The 18,833-nt window shown below is 65.2% G+C and carries 18 protein-coding genes; 14 read left to right on the top strand and 4 right to left on the bottom strand.

The window, feature by feature from the left end:
- Positions 1-36 precede the first annotated feature (36 nt).
- Positions 37-426, top strand: coding sequence for a PTS sugar transporter subunit IIA (locus QF819_03170; GenBank protein ID MDP6802161.1), 390 nt, complete (start codon positions 37-39; stop codon positions 424-426).
- Here the strand turns inward: QF819_03170 and QF819_03165 are convergent.
- Complete coding sequence (locus tag QF819_03165; GenBank protein MDP6802160.1) at positions 393-1,580, bottom strand: acetyl-CoA C-acetyltransferase; 1,188 nt, start codon at positions 1,578-1,580, stop codon at positions 393-395. The two genes, QF819_03170 and QF819_03165, sit on opposite strands and share 34 nt — an antisense overlap.
- Positions 1,581-1,692: 112 nt before the next feature.
- Here QF819_03165 and QF819_03160 point away from each other — a divergent pair, with 112 nt between their 5' ends.
- The 5 genes from QF819_03160 to QF819_03140 all read left to right on the top strand — a co-directional run bounded on the left by QF819_03160 (position 1,693) and on the right by QF819_03140 (position 7,749).
- Complete coding sequence (locus tag QF819_03160; GenBank protein MDP6802159.1) at positions 1,693-2,496, top strand: SAM-dependent chlorinase/fluorinase; 804 nt, start codon at positions 1,693-1,695, stop codon at positions 2,494-2,496.
- Positions 2,493-3,836: a peptidoglycan DD-metalloendopeptidase family protein gene (locus tag QF819_03155; protein MDP6802158.1), complete on the top strand. Its 1,344-nt coding sequence runs from the start codon at positions 2,493-2,495 to the stop codon at positions 3,834-3,836. Before QF819_03160 ends, QF819_03155 begins: the two co-directional genes overlap by 4 nt.
- Positions 3,837-3,893: 57 nt before the next feature.
- Complete coding sequence (locus QF819_03150; protein ID MDP6802157.1) at positions 3,894-4,157, top strand: hypothetical protein; 264 nt, start codon at positions 3,894-3,896, stop codon at positions 4,155-4,157.
- A 125-nt stretch (positions 4,158-4,282) separates the two neighbouring features.
- A complete protein-coding gene (locus QF819_03145) occupies positions 4,283-4,543 on the top strand; it encodes a hypothetical protein (protein MDP6802156.1) in 261 nt (86 codons plus the stop codon).
- Between the two features lie 113 nt (positions 4,544-4,656).
- Entirely contained in the window at positions 4,657-7,749 is a 3,093-nt protein-coding gene (locus tag QF819_03140) for a sigma 54-interacting transcriptional regulator (protein MDP6802155.1), read from the top strand.
- A gap of 9 nt (positions 7,750-7,758) precedes the next feature.
- Here QF819_03140 and QF819_03135 read toward each other — a convergent pair whose 3' ends face one another.
- Complete coding sequence (locus tag QF819_03135; protein MDP6802154.1) at positions 7,759-7,884, bottom strand: hypothetical protein; 126 nt, start codon at positions 7,882-7,884, stop codon at positions 7,759-7,761.
- A gap of 151 nt (positions 7,885-8,035) precedes the next feature.
- On the opposite strand from QF819_03135, the gene QF819_03130 reads away from it, so the two are divergent.
- The 3 genes from QF819_03130 to QF819_03120 all read left to right on the top strand — a co-directional run bounded on the left by QF819_03130 (position 8,036) and on the right by QF819_03120 (position 11,612).
- Entirely contained in the window at positions 8,036-8,947 is a 912-nt protein-coding gene (locus QF819_03130) for a sigma-70 family RNA polymerase sigma factor (protein ID MDP6802153.1), read from the top strand.
- A gap of 104 nt (positions 8,948-9,051) precedes the next feature.
- Positions 9,052-11,247: an ATP-dependent RecD-like DNA helicase gene (locus tag QF819_03125; protein MDP6802152.1), complete on the top strand. Its 2,196-nt coding sequence runs from the start codon at positions 9,052-9,054 to the stop codon at positions 11,245-11,247.
- 77 nt (positions 11,248-11,324) lie between these two features.
- The gene (locus QF819_03120; protein ID MDP6802151.1) at positions 11,325-11,612 is read left to right on the top strand and encodes a hypothetical protein; all 288 of its coding nucleotides are present in this window, start codon (positions 11,325-11,327) and stop codon (positions 11,610-11,612) included.
- A gap of 6 nt (positions 11,613-11,618) precedes the next feature.
- On the opposite strand, the gene QF819_03115 is transcribed toward QF819_03120, so the two are convergent.
- Positions 11,619-12,764, bottom strand: a complete 1,146-nt coding sequence (locus QF819_03115; protein ID MDP6802150.1) for a PLP-dependent aspartate aminotransferase family protein — start codon at positions 12,762-12,764, stop codon at positions 11,619-11,621.
- Positions 12,765-12,778: 14 nt separating this feature from the next.
- A complete protein-coding gene (locus QF819_03110; GenBank protein MDP6802149.1) occupies positions 12,779-14,143 on the bottom strand; it encodes a pyridoxal-phosphate dependent enzyme in 1,365 nt (454 codons plus the stop codon).
- 166 nt (positions 14,144-14,309) lie between these two features.
- Here QF819_03110 and QF819_03105 point away from each other — a divergent pair, with 166 nt between their 5' ends.
- The 5 genes from QF819_03105 to QF819_03085 are packed head-to-tail and all read left to right on the top strand — an operon-like array spanning position 14,310 to position 18,833.
- Positions 14,310-15,377 carry an alanine--glyoxylate aminotransferase family protein gene (locus QF819_03105; protein MDP6802148.1) on the top strand — a complete coding sequence of 356 codons (1,068 nt, stop codon included), beginning with the start codon at positions 14,310-14,312 and terminating at the stop codon, positions 15,375-15,377.
- Positions 15,377-16,432: a hydroxyacid dehydrogenase gene (locus QF819_03100; GenBank protein ID MDP6802147.1), complete on the top strand. Its 1,056-nt coding sequence runs from the start codon at positions 15,377-15,379 to the stop codon at positions 16,430-16,432. The genes QF819_03105 and QF819_03100 overlap by 1 nt, the downstream gene beginning before the upstream one ends.
- A 14-nt stretch (positions 16,433-16,446) precedes the next feature.
- Entirely contained in the window at positions 16,447-17,001 is a 555-nt protein-coding gene (gene dcd / locus QF819_03095; GenBank protein MDP6802146.1) for a dCTP deaminase, read from the top strand.
- A gap of 41 nt (positions 17,002-17,042) precedes the next feature.
- Entirely contained in the window at positions 17,043-17,816 is a 774-nt protein-coding gene (locus tag QF819_03090; protein ID MDP6802145.1) for an electron transfer flavoprotein subunit beta/FixA family protein, read from the top strand.
- A gap of 15 nt (positions 17,817-17,831) precedes the next feature.
- Positions 17,832-18,833, top strand: a complete 1,002-nt coding sequence (locus tag QF819_03085; protein ID MDP6802144.1) for an electron transfer flavoprotein subunit alpha/FixB family protein — start codon at positions 17,832-17,834, stop codon at positions 18,831-18,833.

The raw sequence follows: 18,833 nt of genomic DNA, 5'->3' as shown, positions 1-18,833 counted from the left end.
GTCGGCCTGATGGTGACCGCCGCCACCTCCGAGTAAGTGCGCGGGTACGTGGCCTCCCTCGTGGGCGGCCGGGACCCGGGCATTGCGGAAATCATCCGCGACGGGATGGCCGCGCGGGAGGTCGTCTGCTCCACGACCATCGGCGGGGGCGTGGCGTTTCCTCACGCTCGCGTGGAGGGAGTGACGGCGGTTCGGGCCGCATTCGTGCGGACTGCTGAGCCGGTGCCCTTTGGCGCGGCGGATGGGCTGCCGGTGGATCTCTTCGTAGGCGTCGTGGGCCGGTTCCCGCCCAGAGCTCAACTGATCAGTACGCTGTCACGCCTCCTGTGGATATTCCGGACGGAGGCTTCGCGTGAGTGGTTCCGCCAGGAGACGGATCCGGCGCGAATCGTTCAGGGCTTCTCTCGCGTGACCGCGACGGAGTAGCCCATCCCGCCGCTCACGCAAAGGGTGGCGATCCCCCGCGCGGCCCCGCGCCGACGCATTTCGTGCAGGAGCGTCGCCAGGATGCGGGCGCCGGTGGCACCGATGGGATGCCCGAGCGCGATGGCACCCCCGTTCACATTCATGCGTTCCGGATCGATCTGCAGTTCCCGGACGACGGCCAGTACCTGGGCGGCGAAGGCCTCGTTGAGTTCGATCAGATCCACATCCGCGAGCTTCCAGCCCGTTCGATCCAAGAGACGGCGGATGGAGGGGATCGGGCCGAGGCCCATCACTTCCGCGCCGACTCCCGCCGAAGCCCAGCCGACGATCCATCCGAGAGGCGGTGTGCCGGCCCGCTGTGCGTCACGGGCGTCGGCCAGCACGAGCGCGGCGGCTCCGTCAGTAATGCCGGAGGAGTTCCCCGCATGGACCGTCCCTCCCTTGCGAAAGACGGCAGGAAGACGCGCCAGTTTCTCCAGCGTGGTGTCCGGGCGGAGATGTTCGTCTTGAGTGAACTCGTGCGTCTCACCGCGTCGCCCGGGGATGGTCACCGGAACCCGTTCGTCGTCGAAGCGACCGGCGTCCCGGGCAGCGGCCGCGCGCGTCTGGCTTTGGAGGGCGTATTCGTCCTGCTCTGTCCGGGTGAGGCCCAGTTGTTCGGCGATCGTCTCTGCGGTGGCACCCATGAGTTGATCGGCGATCGGGCAATGGAATCCATCGAGGTACATCCCGTCGACGATCTCCGCATGCCCCAGGCGGTACCCGTTGCGTGCCTGCGTCAGGTAGTGCGGGACGCGGGTCATGCTCTCCGCGCCTCCCGCGAGTACAAAGCGGGCTTCGCCCTCCAGAATGGCAGAGGCCGCCAGCGTCACCGACTTGAGCCCGCTGGCGCAGGCCTTGTTGACCGTGAATGCGCACGCCGTCTCCGGCACTCCGGCGCCCATCGAAATCTGGCGGGCGGGGTTGGGACCGCTCCCTGCCTGACGAGCCATGCCGAAGATGGTCTCCCCAATGTCCGCTTGCGAAACCCCGGCCCGGCGGATTGCCTCACGCGATGCAGTGATTCCTAGGTCGCAGGCCGACACCTCCGCGAGGGATCCCAGAAAGCGGCCAATGGGCGTGCGGACCGCGGAGAGAATGGCGACAGGTCTCACAGGAACTCCGGCAGGGGGACACAGGAGGCTTTCAGAATCCAATCCATGCCTGCTATAAAAGGGGTGGCGCCGCTTTCCGTCCAGCCTGTTCTCCCTGACTTGCGGAGTACTCATGCCGATCGTCACGCTGCTGACGGACTACGGCCTTCGAGATCCATACATCGGAGAGGTCAAGGGCGCCCTTCTCGCCCGGGCACCGCAGGCCGCGCTCGTGGACCTGACGCACGCGGTCATGCCGGGAGATCTGCGCGCGGCATCCTGGCTGGTGGGGCGGGCGTGGGACCGGTTCCCGGAGGGCACGGTCCATCTGGTGGTGGTAGACCCGGGGGTCGGGACGGACCGCAGGGCGCTGATCGCCGCCGGTGCGGGTCGGTTCTTCGTGGGGCCGGACAACGGACTCCTCTCCCATGCATCGGAGAGATTCCCCGACGGCTGGGAGTATCGCGAGATCTCCCGCCCGCCGGAAGTGTCTCCCGGGCGCGGAACGACATTCGACGGACGGGATGTCTTCGCCGTGGCGGCCGGTCGACTGGCTGCCGGAGAGGCATTCGATGCGCTGGGAGAAGCCGCATCGGATCCGGTTCGCCTGCGCTCGTTCACTCCGATTGGAACGGGCAGGGTCTGGGATACGGAGATCCACTGGGTGGACGGTTACGGAAACCTGGTCACCGGCGCGGAGGAGGGTTTCCTGCGGTCCGCATTCGGGGACGCGTGGCGTGACATTGTCGTTCGCGTGGGGAACCGGGAGATCCGGGGAATCCGCAACGCCTACGCCGAGGTGGGGCGGGGAGAACCCGTCCTTACCATTGGCGGGGGCGGGACTCTGGAGATTGCGGTGAATGGCGGGCGGGCCGTCCGGGTGCTCGGGCCACCATCGAATCGACGCGTGAGGATTGTCGCGGGGGGAGACGGATGACCGGTCGGCTTGGCAGAACACGGGCGGTCGTTTTGCTGGCGGCCTTCGCGCTCTATGTCCTTGTGAGGCTCGTCGGGCCGTGCGGGGAATCGTCCGGCGGCGTGGATTCGATCACCGCGGTGATCGAAGCGCCCGAGGCACAGCCCGCCGGGGAGGACCTGCGCCGCCTCTCGCGAAAGGTGGGGCAGGGGGAACCGCTGGATCTCGTGCTTCGCCGGCTGGATGTGCCGGGGGCTTGGCGCATGGAGGCGGAACGCCTTCTGGGCGAGGAGATTGACCTCCGCCGGATTCTCCCCGGAGAGACGGTCGGAGTGGCATGGGATACGGGGGGAGCGCTTCGGGAAGTCTCGCTCGTCCGGGATGCGCTGACCTCGGTGGTGGTGACATTCCCGGACTCCGGTTCGGCTTCCGTCGCCATGCGGGTTCGTGAGCCGGAGATTCGACTTCGCGCGGTGACCGGACGGGTCAACGGGAGCCTCTACGAGTCGGTGATCGCCGCGGGCGGCGAGGCGGATCTGGTCATGCGTTTCGCGGACCTCCTCGGGTGGGAGGTGGATTTTCTGACGGAACCGCGTTCGGAGGATTCCTTTCGCATGCTTGTGGAGGAGCGTCGTCTGGATGGCGAGTTCCTGGGCTTCGGGAAGATCTACGCGCTCGAATATGACGGTGCCCGCGCTTCGGGACGCGCCGTCCGCTACGAGGACGACGAAGGCAAGGTGGACTGGTACGATGACGAAGGGAGCACGGTTCGCCGAGCGTTTCTGAAGTCGCCGCTCCAGTACCGGAGGATCAGTTCGCGTTTCTCCGCGCGGCGTCGTCATCCCATCTTGAAGACCGTCCGCCCACACTGGGGCGTGGACTACGCGGCCCCGCGCGGGACTCCGGTGAGCGCCCTGGGAGAAGGTGTGGTCACCTTTGCCGGGCGAAAGGGTGGTTACGGGAACTATGTGGAGATTCGTCACAGTTCTTCCTACACCACCTGCTACGCGCACCTCTGGAAGTTCGGCAAGGGGATTCGTCGGGGAGTTCGTGTGGCCCAGGGGCAGGTCATCGGCCTCGTCGGTTCGACGGGGCTTTCCACGGGGCCGCATCTGGACTTTCGCGTAAAGCGAAATGGCGACTTCGTGGATCCGCTTCGCCTGAAGTCCCCTCCCGGTAGATCCGTGCCGGGTGAAGAGCGGGAGAGCTTCGATCGGAGCCGCGAGATCGCGTGGCACCTTGCGGACTCCCTCGCGGTCACCGGAGAGTCGATGGCGCTGCTCCCGGGGTGGAGCGAGGACTCAGGTTCCGGGGAGAAATCCCGGCGGCCCACCCTTCCGGGCGATGATGCCACTCGTTGACATGGATCGCGGAGCTTCCTACCATGCCGCAGTCTGAGCGGAGGGAGTGAGAAGCCCATGAGTGATCGTACAGACCGATTCTGGCTGCGTCTCATCGGGGACTGGGTGGCGATCCTCGTGGGGGCCTTCCTGATTCAGGGAGTATGGCTGGGACTCCGGGCCGCGCTGGTCCGTCCTTTTCCGTCACTGGCTGAGCCCTTGAACGAAATGACGGCTTTCTTCGGGCTGTGGTGGATGGGTCTGGCGTGCTTCGGAGGGCTTCTTTTTGGGCTCTGGCGAGGCCGGGCCGCTCTTTCGGCACCTTCGCGGCAGCGTCGGTGACCCTCCCGATTTGACGATTCGCCCCTTCCTTCCTAGAGTGTTGGAACCTCGGGTGTGAAGCCCCTTCGCAGCGGGCTCCCCGGGGATCCGCCGAACGCCCGGCGGGAATCGCAGGAGGCGTGATCATGCGCAGACGGTATCGAAGTGTATGGTGGTTCCTGACGCTCGCGATGTTCGTTACCGGGGCGGCCATGGCCAACCCCGGCGGCGACCTCACGGAAGGGGACCCGGACATTCCGATGAAGGTGGAACCAGGGAATCCGGCAGGAGACGAGGTCCTGGTGGCGGAGGAGTCCGGCCGCCTGCCTCACTCAGCGCGCGGAGACTGGAACCTGTGGACTTCGAGGCTTCTCGCCGAGTTCGTGCGAGTTGTGCAGACGCTGTAGGGAACCGTCGCGGTTTCGTCATTCCCCCCCCGCCGCGACCCGTTCGTTCCCGAAAGGCGGAGTTGGGTCATCGGGAGTGAACCCTCTTCACACCCGGGGAAGGACGGCGGGCAATGCGAAGGCCTTTCGAAAGCGGCAGGGGTGATCGACCCGGTTCGGGCGACTCGTCTTCGCCCCCTTCGCCTCGCGCCGGGGAAGAGGCCGCACACCTGGAACAGATGGCGGAGTTCAGCCGGAGCGCCGGGGACCTTGCCGGGGCACTGGGCTACTTCGACCGGATTCTATCCGGAATGAGAGAGGCGGGCGCACCGCCCGGGGAGGTCGCGAGGATTCTGGTGGAGGCCGCGCGGTGTCGCAGCCAAAGCGGCGACTGCACGGGTGCACTGGAACTTCTGGATCGAGCGAAGGCATCCATGGACCCAACGGAGGGGGGTCCGGAACGCCTTCGCATCCTCAATGAGAGAGCCTACGCGCTGACAAGGCTCGGAGACTACGACGCGGCGGAAGAGTGTCTCGACGAGGCGGCGTCCGCATTCCTCGACACAAAGACCATGACGCAGATGGCCCACGGACAAAAGTGCCGCGGGATCATTGCCCTGCGCCGGGGAGACTGGGATGCGGCCGCGTTCTCGTTTGAGTCTGCGCTGACGCTCTTCCGCGAGGCCGGAGACCGGCCCGGCATGGCGGACAGCCTGAACAACCTGGGCCTCATGGAGAAGAACCGGGGTCGCTGGACCCATGCACGAGGCCACTTGCTGAAGAGCCTCGCCGTCTTTGAGGAAGTGGGCGACACCCTGCGCGTGGGGTGGTCACTCAACAACATCGGGCTGGTCGAGTTTCATCTGGGGAACTGGGAGACGGCCCGCGCCCAGTGGGAGAGGGCGCTTCGCACGCTGGAGGGGATCGGCAATCGCCTGGAGATCGGTACAGCCTGCCTGAATCTTGGAAACTACCACCGGCACCGAAGGAACTGGGAGGTGGCGGAGCAGTTCTATTCGCGCGCGGAGAAGATCGCGGGTCAGCTGGGGGATGCACGCTCCGTCATTCTGGCGCGGGAGTTTCGCGGAGATCTGGCTGTCGCACTCGAAGAACACGAGAGGGCTCGGGGGATCTATCAGGGTGCACTGGCATCCGCGCGAAGGCTCGCGCCCCTGGGCGACCTGGTCCTGGAGGTGCTTCGCAGGCAGGCGGATCTGGAGTCGCACTGTGGAAACGGTGCGGCGGCGCAAGCTCTTCTCACGGAGGCCGAGGCCGTCTCAGCGGGCCTCGGGGAGAACTCGGAGGCGGGAGCGCTTCGTCGCCTTGCCGCGCGTCTTGCGGCGATGGATGGAGACATCCCCGCCGCCGCCGGGTCTTACCGTGAGTCTCTGGAGATTCAGCGACGGTTTGGCAGCCCATACGAACTGGCCGTGACGCGTCTGGAGTTCGCGGCATTCCGTGTGGAGAACATTCTGGATCTGGATCAGGCGGGCGCTGATCTGCGGGAAGCCGTGGCGTTGTTCGACCACATGGGAGCCAGCTACGAGGCCGGTTGTGCCTACCTGACTCTGGCAAGACTGGAGACCGTGCTCACCGAACCCACCGGAGATGCGCGCGGGCACCTGCGGCAGGCCATGGCGCTCTTGGATCGCGTGGGGGATGAAGAGGATCGGATGGCCGTGCGGCGCCTTCACCGCGACATCGATCGCCGACTGGAGGATGAGTCCCTCACGGAGCGAAACGACCTGGCCGTACTGAATGATGCGGTCGGTCGGGTATGCGCTGCGGAGGATTCCTCCGCGCGCGTTAGCGTCATGGAGACGACGCTGAAGGAGAGACTCGTCGCGTCGAGTGCGGTGCTGCTCTTGCGCGGGCAGGACACCACGGAGTGGTCGCCCGCCGCGGGAAGTTCGAAGAGTGAGAAAGAGTGCGCGCGCATCGTGCGGCAGGTGGTCGCGCTGGAAGGCAATGGTAGTTTCGGGCCACGGCCGCTGGTCTCCACGAACCCGTCCGTGGATTCCCGGTTCGAGAAACTGCCGCCCGAAGAACTGGAGGATACCGGCTCCATTCTGTTCATGCCCCTCTTCTCGGAAGAGGAGTTCCTGGGCGGAGTCCATGTGGCTCGAAGCCGGGAGGCCGGTGACTTCCGGCAGTCGGAGATTGATTTTGTGGTGGGCTTTGCCGCGACGGCTGCGATGGCGGTGCAGGAAATGCGTCTGGAAGCGGTGCGTCGGGAGAACCTCATGCTGCGCCGGCGTCTTACGGGGCGGGATGGCTTCCACGGGATCCTCACGCAGAGCCGAAGAATGCTGGAGATCATCGAACTGATCGAGAAGATCCGCTCGAACGAGTCCACCGTCCTCCTCCAGGGAGAGACGGGGACGGGCAAGGAACTCCTTGCGCGAGCCATCCATGCTTCCTCGGCCAGGCGGGACGCGCCCTTTGTGACCATCAACTGTGCCGCCATATCCCGGTCCGTGCTCGAGAGCGAACTCTTCGGCCATGTGAAGGGTGCGTTCACGGACGCCGGGCGGGACAAGACCGGGCTCTTTGAGCAGGCGTCGGGAGGGACCGTATTCCTCGACGAAATCGACAAGACGGGCCGTGGCTTTCAGCAGCGACTACTGCGGGTGGTCGATCGCGGTGAGATTCGTCCGGTCGGGTCCAGCGAAGTGATCGCGATCGACGCACGGATTCTGTGCGCCTCGAATCGAGATCTGCGGACCCGCGTGGAGAAGAGCCGGTTCCTCGAAGACCTGTACTATCGGCTTCGAGTGATCTCCATCGACATCCCGCCGCTTCGTGAGCGAAGAGAAGATGTGCCGCTTCTGGTGGATCACTTCCTCAAGCGGTATGCCACGAGGCAGGGCGATCCCCCGCCGCGCATCTCTTCAGACGCCATGAGTCTTCTGGTCGCGCACGACTGGCCGGGGAATGTGAGGGATCTCCAGCACGAGGTGGAACGCATCGTGGCCACGGGGGAGCCGGGTTCCGTGGTGGAGGCGGGTGAGCTCTCGCGGGAACTTCGCCCTCCGGATTTGCCGGGGCGGGTGTTGTCTCCGGACGGGAAGCGCACGCTGCCGAGTGTGGTGGAAGCACTGGAGCGGGACATGGTGTCGAAGGCGCTTCAGAAGACGGGGGGGAACCGCTCCCAGGCCGCGCGCCTCCTTGGGATCAGCCGGCGGGGACTCCTGAACAAGATCGGCCGCTACCACATCCCGCTCTGATCGCGGAGATCACTCCCAGGTGGCCACTTCCTTCACATCCAGACGCGATCCGGCGTGAACTTCCTTCCCGCCCGGAGACGGTCGCGTGGCATGCCGTGGGCGCGCTCCGGGCTGAAGTGTGAACCTCGTGCGCAATCTGCGCGGGTCGTCCCGTGGACATGAGCATTCGCTTCGGTGGCGTGAACCCCGGCGTGGCCGCCTGAATCGGTCGCCTGCGCGGTGAGACGCGAGCGGGACGGGTACTGGCACGCTCCATGCGAAGAGTTCCGCAAAGGGAGGGTGCGACATGGAAACAGGTCAAAGCGAGCGCGCTGGGAATGGAAGAGCCACGCGGCGGGCTGCGCCGAGTCCGACGGCGGCTTCATCCCGGGACACGATGGGTGCGTACCTGGAGGCCATCAGTCGGGCGCGCCTCCTGACGCGGGAGGAGGAGTGTCGGCTGGCTCGGGCCGCCTCAAAGGGGTGTGCGCGTTCCAAGGAGAAGTTCATCGCGTCCAACCTCCGCCTGGTGGTGTCGATCGCGCGCCGCTACCAGGGCATGGGAATCGCGCTTCCGGATCTGATCGGTGAAGGGAATCTGGGGCTGATCAAGGCGACGGAGTACTTCGACCCCGAGCTCGGCTTTCGGTTCTCGACCTACGCTTCCAAGTGGATTCGGCAAGCCATCACACGGTCGCTGGCAAACCACAGTCGCACGGTTCGCATCCCGGCGAATGTCGTGCAGGATCTCCGGCGCTATCTTCGGGTGGAGCGGGACCTGGCACAAGAGGGGGAGGGCCGGCACACGCGGGAGGATGTGGCCCACGCGCTGGGGCTGCCATTGCCGAAGGTGGACCGACTTGCGCGCCTCTCGCGAAGCACTCTCTCCATGGACGGACCGCTGGGCGCGGACGGGGAGCTCTGCCTGCACGACCTCGTCCCCGACGGGAGTCTGCAGTCGCCCGAGGACTCCGCGGGATCGGAACTTGCCCGGCGGCGTCTGGACATTCTTCTCTCCTCGCTGGACGAACGGGAGCGCAGGATCCTCAACTTCCGGTTCGGTCTGGACGGGCAGGAACCGCTGTCGCTCGAGAAGACCGGAATGCACATCGGCGTGACCCGGGAGCGTGTGCGCCAGATCCAGAATCGGTGTCTCGTGAAGCTCCGGGAGATCGCCCGCCGGTACGAGGATGGCGCGTCTGTGCCCCCGCTCGCCTGATCTTGCGGGGGTTTTCCCACGGAACCACCAGCATGCCCGTTGCCCCCGAGGCGCGTGCGTGGTACCCACGGGGGGCCAGAATGCTCTCCGGGGAGGACTCGCGCATGCCCAGGAACAAACCCGAGGCGGATCTCTTCGCCTCGCGAAGGCAGGGTGCCGTGGAAGTGGAAGGAACGGTGGCCCGGATCACCTATCGCAGCGAGGAGACCGGCTACACGGTCGCTCGCATCGCCCCGGAAGATGATGAACGAACCGTCGCGGTGGTCGGGAAGATGCCTCCCTTGACAGTGGGGGAGCGCGTGCGCATGGGCGGCCAGTGGACGGAACACGCGAAGTTCGGTGCGCAGATTCAGGTGGAGCGCGTGGAGTTCAGAAGGCCGGAGGATTGTGCGGCCATTGCCCGGTACCTCGGGGCGGGTCTGGCGGAAGGAATCGGCCCGCGACTGGCGGAGCGGATCGTGGAGCGTTTCGGCACGGACACGCTGGATGTCATCGACCACCATCCGGGCAAGCTCACGGAAGTTTCCGGGATCTCGGTGGCGAAGGCTCGCGCGCTGGCCGACGGAGTGCGTAGGCATGCACGCCTTCGAAACCTCACCATGCTTCTGGAGAGAAACGGACTGGGCGCGCGGTATGCGGCGCGCATACACGACCGGTACGGGGACTCGGCGCTGACCGTGGTTCGCGAGGAGCCCTATCGGCTGGCCCGTGACATCTGGGGCATCGGCTTCGTGCGTGCGGATGCGCTTGCCCGGAGCCTCGGAGTGAAGCCGGAATCTCCGGCGAGAGTGGCGGCGGGCATTGAGCATGTCCTGGGGCGATCGGCGGAAGTGGGAGAAGTCTACCTGCCGGCGGATGAACTGGTTCGAAAGACGGCCGGTCTTCTGGAGGTGGACATCGTACCGGTGGAGGAGGGAGTGGAGACGGCGGTGAAGTCGGGTCGAGTCGTTCGCGAGGAGGATCGCCTTTACACGGTCGGTCTGCATCTCGCGGAGACTCGTGCCGCCCGGATTCTGACTGCGCTGCAGGAGAGCGCGCTGGAGGAAGATTGCCTCACGCTCGATGAGGCCGCTCTCCGCAGCCTCCAGAGTATTCACGCGCTGGAACTCTCCGCCGACCAGATCGAAGCGCTTCGCCTGGCGCATGAGCGCAATGTGCTGGTGATCACGGGCGGCCCCGGCACGGGAAAGACCACGCTGACCCGGTTCCTCCTGGACCTGTTCGAAGGGCATGGGCTGCGCCTGCTTCTTGCCGCGCCCACGGGGCGGGCCGCGCGCCGTCTGAGCGAGACCACGGGGCGCGAGGCTTCCACCATCCATCGCCTGCTGGGCTTCGACCCGTCCATGGGGATCTTCGGCCGGGACGAGTCCAATCCGCTTGAAGCCGATGTTCTACTGGTGGACGAAACCTCTATGGTGGACCTGCACCTCTTCGACAGTCTTCTTCGAGCGTTGCCGGAGTCTTCGCGACTGGTGCTCGTCGGGGACGCGGACCAGTTGCCGTCGGTCGGTCCCGGCGAGGTGCTGCGTGATTTGCTGAGGAGCGGTTGCGTTCCGGCTGCGCGGCTCACGCGCATCTTTCGTCAGGGGGAGCGGAGCGGGATCGTGGAGAACGCGCACCGGATTCTCCGGGGAGAGAAGTTGGAGTTTGCCGCGCCGGGCGAGGGAGACTTCGTCTGGGTGGAACGACAGGACCCGGCTTCCACGGCTGCCGAGGTGCGCCGGATTGTGTCGGAGTTCCTGCCGAAGGAAGAAGGCGTGGACCCCATCCGGGATGTGCAGGTTCTCGTGCCGATGTACAAGGGAGAGGCTGGCGCGAACGAGCTGAACCGTGCCCTTCAACAGGACCTGAATCCGGGGGGGCGCCCCTCGAAGGCCATCGGAAGAGAGTTCCGCGTCGGGGATCGGGTGATCCAGCTGAAGAACGACTACCAGCGCAATGTCTTCAACGGCGAGATCGGGCGTGTGGAAGCCGTCGCGGAGGAAGGCGGGGGCATGCGCGTCCTCTTTGATGAATCGGTGGAGATCCCTCCGGCGGACTGGGATCAGGTGGCGCTCGCGTACTCCATCACGATCCACAAGTCGCAGGGCAGCGAGTACCAATGGGTCGTGATCCCGCTCGCCACGCAGCATGCCATCCTTCTGGAGCGGAGGCTGTTCTACACCGCGATCACGCGTGCGCGCCAGGGAGTGATCCTGGTGGGCAGTCGGCGTGCGCTGGAACTGGCGAACCGCCCGGGGCGCGCGGCGGGTCGCCGTACGACGCTGGCAAAGCGCATTCGCGGGGACCTCCCCGCATAGAACGGCTTTTCCTCAGTTCCGGACGCTCTTGTGCCGATCCCCCTTGTGAGAAGTCGCACTTTCACGGGGGGTGGGCATTGTTCGTCTGGATTCTTGCAGGAGTCACCGCATATCTGGCGCTTGGGATCGTGGTCGGCCGTTTCTGCGCCGTAAACCGGATCGCGGAAGTGCGCGACGGCCTCTTTGAAGAGGGGCTGCCGGGCGCCGTGACCGGGAGGGGCCGCCAGAGCACGGTTCCCACCGGCGGCCTGACATGGACGGAGGCGCACAACCTCACGGTGGCGGATGCATCGCGCCGGCCCGGGCAGGCGACGAAGCCGACACAGCGGGAAACGGCGCGTGAGGAACACTCCGGACGCGTCTGATTCCGGCTAGCCCTTCATCTGCGAGAAGCCGCGCTCAAGGTCCTCCCAGAGATCTTCCAGATCCTCGATCCCGACCGAGAGCCGAACGAATCCCGGCGTGATTCCCATGGCGAGACGCGCCTCCTCCGGAACCGAGGCGTGCGTCATTTCGCCCGGCGCCGAGACGAGGCTCTCCACTCCGCCAAGGCTCTCCGCCAGCGCGAAGATCGAGAGCGATTCCAGGAGCGTGCGCGCGCATTCCCGGGAACCCACATCGAAGGAGATCATGGCGCCGTACCCGGACATCTGCCGAGTGGCCAGGTCGTGCCCGGGGTGGTTCGGGAGTCCGGGATAGAGCGTGCGGGACACGGCATCGTGCGAGTCCAGCCGCGAAGCGATCTCCCGTGCATTGGATTCGTGGCGTTCCATGCGCACGGCGAGCGTCTTCGTCCCGCGCAGGATCAGCCAGCAGTCCAGCGGACCCGGCACCGCACCCACCGACTTCTGGAGGAAGCGGATGCGTTCCTCCAGCGCATCGTCCTGAGCGAGAACGATCCCGCCGATCGTGTCGCTGTGTCCGCCGAGGTACTTGGTTGCGGAATGGACCACGAGATCCGCGCCGAGCTCGAACGGTCTCTGGAAAAAGGGAGTCATGAAGGTGTTGTCCACGGCCAGCAGCATGTTCTTCTCGTGACAGAGATCCGCAAGAGCTCTCAGGTCGGAGATGCGCAGCGTGGGATTCGTCGGGGACTCGGCAAAGAGCATACGGGTCTCCGGACGGATGGCGTCGCGGACGGCCGCAAGGTCGGTCGTGTCCACGCGGTCGAAGGAGAGTCCGAAGCGTCGGCGGACCTTGTCGAAGAGGCGGAATGTGCCGCCGTAGACATCGTCGGTGAGAAGAAGGTGGTCGCCCGCATCCAGCAACGATCCGATGGCGTCAATAGCCGCCATTCCCGATCCGAACGCGATCCCGTGCCGCGCGCCTTCCAGCGTGGCGACATTGGCCTCGTAGGCTTCGCGCGTGGGGTTCTCCGTGCGGGAGTACTCATAGCCTTTGTGACACGCAATGCTGTCCTGAACATATGTGGAGGTCTGATAGATGGGAGTGATGATGGCGCCGGTTGTCGGGTCGGGTCGTTGCCCGGCGTGGATTGCGTCGGTGGAGAATCCCATGGCGGTATCCTGTGTCAGGCGTGAATGAACTTGAGGAAGTCGAAACGGGTGAGAATGCCGGAGAACTCGTTACCGCTCGCCTTCACCAGGACCGCGGCGCGTCGCTCCGAGAGATGGTGAAGTACGGATTCGGCGGGTTCGGTGGACGCGACCTCCGGGAAGGCGTCGCCCATGACTGTGGAGACGCGTTCCTCCAGGATCGACGCGTTGTCCAGTACGCATCCCATGACCAGGGCTTCTTCGAGAGACCCCACGGCGCGGCCTTTGTCGATCACCGGGACCTGAGAAACGCCCGTCCCGCGCATTCGCTCCAGCGCTTCCCGCACGGTCTCGTCGGGCGTCGCCTGCACGAGTCCGGTGGGAGCGTTCGGCTTGGCCGCGAGAACCTCTGCGGTGGTGAGTGAATCGGGGTCCATGAAGCCCATCTCGATCATCCACTCGTCGCCGTGGAATGTGGAGAGGTAGCGGTCTCCGTGGTCGGGGATCAGCACGACGATTCGCTTGTCCGCGCCGATCCGGGAAGCCAGCTGCGCGGCCACCGCGACAGCCGTCCCGGATGACCCGCCCACGAAGAGTCCCTCCTCGCGCATGAGTCGCCGGGCCATGATGAAGGAGTCCCGGTCCGACACCGTGATGATGTCGTCGATGTTGTCCATGGAGAGCGTTCCGGGGACCATGTCTTCGCCGATGCCTTCGACCAGATAAGGGTGTGAATCGCCGATCTCACCCGTTCGGAAGTACTCCTCCAGTATGGAACCCTCGATGTCCGCGCCGACAATCTGGATCCCGGGATTCATCTCCTTGAGAAAGCGCGCCGTTCCGGTGATGGTCCCGCCGGTTCCCATGCCCGTGACGAAGTAGTCGAGCTTGCCATCGGTCTGCTCCCAGATTTCCGGCCCGGTTGAACGGTAGTGGGTCTCCGGGTTCACCGGGTTGAAGTACTGGTTGGCGAGGATGGCGTTGGGCGTACTCTCCGCAATGCGGCTGGAAACGGAGTAGTAGCTTCTCGGGTCATCCGGAGGGACCGCCGTGGGTGTGATGACCACTTGAGCTCCGAGCGCTTTCAGATAGCGGATCTTCTCCTGCGACATCTTGTCCGGCATGACGAGGATGGCCCGGTATCCTCTGCGAAGGCAGACCAGCGCCAGTCCGGCGCCCGTGTTTCCGCTGGTGGCTTCCACGACCGTGCCGCCGGGCTTCAGAAGCCCCTTCTCCTCGGCGTCGTCCACGATGCGGACCGCGATGCGGTCTTTGACGCTGCCGCCCGGATTGAAGGACTCCAGCTTGACGATGATCTCGGCGTCGCCCTCACGCGGGATTGTGCCCAGGCGCAGGAGGGGAGTGTTCCCCACGAGGTCGAGTATGTCCGTGTGAATCATGAGGCCCCCTCCGTGGATGCCCGGTGTGCGTCCATTGCGGCACCGTGCGGCAGCCTAGCCGGGCGCCGTGTGCGCGTCAAGACAGCCGAACTGACGGCTTTGGCCTTTCCCGGAGAGGGGTGCGCTGGTAGCTTTTCCCGACGCTGTAGAGGGGCGGGAGATACGGATGCACAAGCGACTCTTCATTCCGGGGCCGACCGAGGTTCTGCCGGACATCCGCGAAGAAATGTCCCGCCCGCCGGTGGGGCATCGGTCGGAGGAGGCTACGGAGCTCGGCGAACGGGTGATTCGCAGGATCCAGCGGTTGCTCCACACGAAAAGCCCCGTCTTCCTCTCGACCTCCTCGTCCACCGGCCTCATGGAGGCGTGTGTGCGGAACGGGTCGACGAAGCGAATTCTCGCTGTGAGCTGCGGTGCTTTCGGCGACCGTTGGGAAGCCATCGCGAAGATGAACGGTCTCCCGGTGGACCGGCTGGAGTTCTCCTGGGGCGAGGCGGTTCGGCCGGATCGGGTCGCCGATGCGCTGAGTTCGTCAGACTATGACGCGGTTCTCCTGACGCACAACGAGACTTCGACAGGCGTGATGAATCCTCTGGCGGAGATTGCGGCCGTGGTGAAGGAGTATCCGGAGGTGTTCCTGTTCGTGGACGCCGTGAGTTCTCTGGCGGCGGTGGACATCGACTTTGACGCACTCGGCCTGGACGGGCTCCTCGCGGGCGTGCAGAAGGCGGTGGCGGTTCCGCCCGGGTTCTCGGTCATGGCTGTCAGCGATCGGGCGGTGGACAGGGCTCGCGAAGTCGAAAATAGAGGCTTTTACTTCGACTTCGTCAGGCACTATGATGCGTTCCGGAAGCGTCAGGGAGTGACCACTCCCTCGATCTCTCATCTTTACGCGCTCGATCGCCAGCTCGACCGGATCCTCACCGAGACGATGCCGGTCCGGGAAGCCCGGCACCGGGCCATGGCGGGCCGGGTGCAGCAGTGGGCCCGGGAGCATTTCGAGCTCTTTCCCGAGAAAGGAACGGAGTCGATCACATTGACCGCGGTACGAAACACCCGCGGGATCGATATTGCCCGCTTGAATGAAGCTCTGGCGGAACGGGGCGTAGTCATCGGGAACGGATATGGACGGTTGAAAAACGAGACCTTCCGGATCGCTCACATGGGAGAGATCCGGATGGATGATGTCAACGAACTGCTGATGTGGATCGATGAGATCCAGGGGTTGTGCTGATGAAGCGAATTGTCGTATTGGACCGGATTACGAAGGAGACCATCCGTCGCCTGGAAGAGGAGACGGGGTGGGCTGTGGAGGAGAGACTGGGCGTTGCCCCCGAAGACCTCCCCGGCCGAGTGGAAGACGCCGATGTGCTGATCGTTCGCAGCGGGACGAAAGTGACCGCCGAGGTGATTCAGGCGGCACGCAGGCTGAAGGTCATCGGGAGAGCCGGGATCGGCGTGGACAATATCGACATGGACGCCGCTTCGGAGCGGGACATTCGTGTCGTGAACACACCGGACGCAACCACGGTCTCCGTGGCGGAACTCACGCTGGGAGCGGTTCTGGATCTCGCGCGGAATATTCACGCCGCGGACGCGCTCGTTCGCTCGGGAGAATGGGACCGGAAGAGATTCGAAGGCATGGAAGTGAAGGGGAAGCTCATCGGCGTGATCGGCTTCGGTCGGATCGGGAGAGAAGTGGCGCGGATGGCCCAGGCGTTCGGGATGCGTGCCGTCGCCTATGATCCCTATCTGGATGAGAGCCATGTCGCGGGCGTGCATCTCCATACGCTGGAAGATGTGCTGAGCCGCGCGGACTTTGTCTCTCTCCATGTGCCACTGGAGGATGAGACCGGAAGCCTCATGGGTCGTGAAGAGATGGAGGCCATGAAGAAGGGTTCGTTCCTCCTGAACTTCGGCCGGGGAGGGCTGGTGGACGAGGTCGCGCTTGCGGACCTCCTGGAGAGCGGACATCTGGCGGGTTGCGCGCTGGACACCTACGCGGTGGAGCCGCCCGGTGAGACGCTGGATCGGCTCAAAGCCCATCCGAGGACACTGCTTCTGCCGCACATCGGGTCGATGACGCGGGAAGGGCAGGCCCGCGTGGGCATGGAACTCGTGGAAGGTGTCGGGAAGGCCGTGCGGAAGATCATGTCCGCGAAGGCCACGGCACTCGCAGACCGTCGACAGGCTGCGGCCGAGGCTGCCGAACTGGCGGCAGCGGAAGAGGCGGCCGCTGCCGCGAACGGTCCGGTGCCTCCGGGGCTTCCGGGCCCGACGGACTCATAGAGAGGGAGCCACGCATGCCGGTGAAGAACGATGCCTGGATCACGCGCATGGCGCGCGAGCAGGGAATGATCGAACCCTTTGAAGAACAGCAGGTGCGGGAAGGCGTGATTTCATATGGCGTCTCATCCTACGGATACGACATTCGCGTCGCGGATGAGTTCCGCATCTTCACGAATGTGAACTCTGCCGTCGTGGATCCGAAGAGCTTCGACGCTTCTTCACTGGTGGAGGTGGAGTCGGATGTGTGCATCGTTCCGCCGAACAGTTTTGCGCTGGCCCGGACGGTGGAGTATATGCGAATCCCGCGGAACATCATCACCGTCTGCGTGGGGAAGAGCACCTATGCGCGCTGCGGCATCATCGTGAATGTGACGCCGTTCGAGCCGGAGTGGGAAGGCTTTGCAACGCTGGAGATTTCCAACACGACGCCGTTGCCGGCCAAGGTGTATGCGAATGAGGGCATCGCGCAGGTGCTCTTTCTGGAAGCGGATGAAGTCTGCAAGGTCTCCTACGCAGACAAGAAGGGGAAGTACCAGGCCCAGACCGGCGTCGTCCTCCCGCGAATCTGACGGGAGCACGGGGCGGGTTGCTCATGCAGGAGGATGCTGGAATGAAGTCTGTGGTGCTGATCAAGCAGGTCCCGGAAGCCCCCTCGATTCGCGGGGAAGCCGGGGGCGCCGGAAGTGTGGAGTCGGACTCCAAGTCGGTGACCAACCCGTATGACCACTTTGCCATCGAGGAGGGGTTGAAGACGCGCGAATCCCATGGTGGGGAAGTCACGGCCCTGACATTGGGCCCGGAGACGGCGGTGGAGAGCCTTCGCGAGGCGCTGGCCATGGGGGCGAACCATGCCGTGCATCTGAAGGACGATGCGTTCGAGGGGCTCGATGCCTCGGGTGCGGCGGCGGTACTGGCCGCCGGAGTGGAGAAGGTCGGCGAAGTGGATCTGGTCTTCGTGGGGCGGCAGACCATCGACACGAACACCGCGTTGACGGGGCCCATGGTGGCGCAGCGCTTGGGTATGACGCTGCTGACCGAGGTGTTCCGCGTGGACGAAATCGACCAGGAGGCCGGGACCATCTGCGTGGAGCGCCTGCTGGAAGGGGGGCTTCAGGTGGTGAAGGGCCGCCTGCCCGCGCTTCTCGCCATGACCAAGGACAGCAACGAACCCCGTTTCGCATCCATTCTGGGAATCCGAAAGGCCTCGCGGGCTCCGGTGACGGAATGGGGCGCGGGAGATCTGGGAGTGGAGGCCGCGTCCCGGACGCAGGTCACCGGCATGAGCATTCCTCCGGCGCGACCGGGTGGAGAACTGCTGCAGGGCGAGCCCGAGGAACTGGCGGAGACGCTGGTGGCCCGGCTGGCCGAAGCCAAGCTGATCTAGGCGGGGGAGCCAATCATGTCGAAAGATATCTGGGTGGTTGCAGAACATTGGAAAGGGGTCGTCCAGCCTGTCACGCGTGAGGTGCTGGGACTGGGAAGGACCCTTGCGGATTCGTCCGGCGGGAGCCTTACGGCGCTCGTTCTTGCCGAGGATGCTGCGGCGGTCGTGCCGGGTCTTTCGGGGCTGGGCGTGGACGGCGTGATTGCGGTGTCCGCTCCGGAACTGAAGCGGTATCGGGCCCGCGCGTATGTGGAGGCTGCGGGGACGCTGGTCGGGAAGGCGGAACCGCTGGCGGTCCTCGTGGGCGCGACGGCGAACGGCCATGAGTTCGCGGCGTCGCTCGGAGCCCGGTTGGGTGCCGGGGTCGCGGCGGACTGCGTGTCGGTCGAAGTCGGAGAGTCGGGCGTTCAGGCGGTGCGTCCCGTGTACAGCGGAAGACTCCTGGAGACCGTCGAGTGGCCGGGCGGCGGACCGGCGGTGATTTCGGTGCGCCCGAAGGCGTATGCGGATCCCGGCGCGGGCTCAGGAGATCCTCCACCCGTCGTGGAGGAGAGCATCTCCTTCCCGGAAGAGACGAACGATGTGGAAATCCTGGAGTTCCGCAAGGAAGAGGGCGAAGGGGTGAACCTCTCCGACGCGGAGGTCATCGTGGCTGGAGGGCGCGGGCTTCAGTCCGCGGAGAACTTCCAGCTTGTTCAGGAACTCGCGGACGCGCTGGACGGCGCCGTGGGGGCCACCCGGGCCGTGGTGGACGCCGGCTGGATCAGCTACCCGCACCAAGTGGGGCAGACGGGCAAGGTGGTTCGCCCGAATCTCTACATTGCCGCCGGGATTTCAGGAGCCATTCAGCATCTGGCCGGGATGAGGACCTCCGAGACCATCGTCGCCATCAACAAGGACAAGACGGCACCCATCTTTCGTGCCGCCTCCTATGGTCTGGTGGGAGATGCGTTGAAGATCCTCCCCGAACTGACACGCAGGATCCGAGAAAAGCGCGGCGTGGCTGCGGGCGTCTGA

Source organism: Gemmatimonadota bacterium (assembly GCA_030747075.1).
Lineage (GTDB): Bacteria > ARS69 > ARS69 > ARS69 > ARS69 > ARS69.
This window is presented reverse-complemented; position numbering and strand designations above follow the sequence as displayed.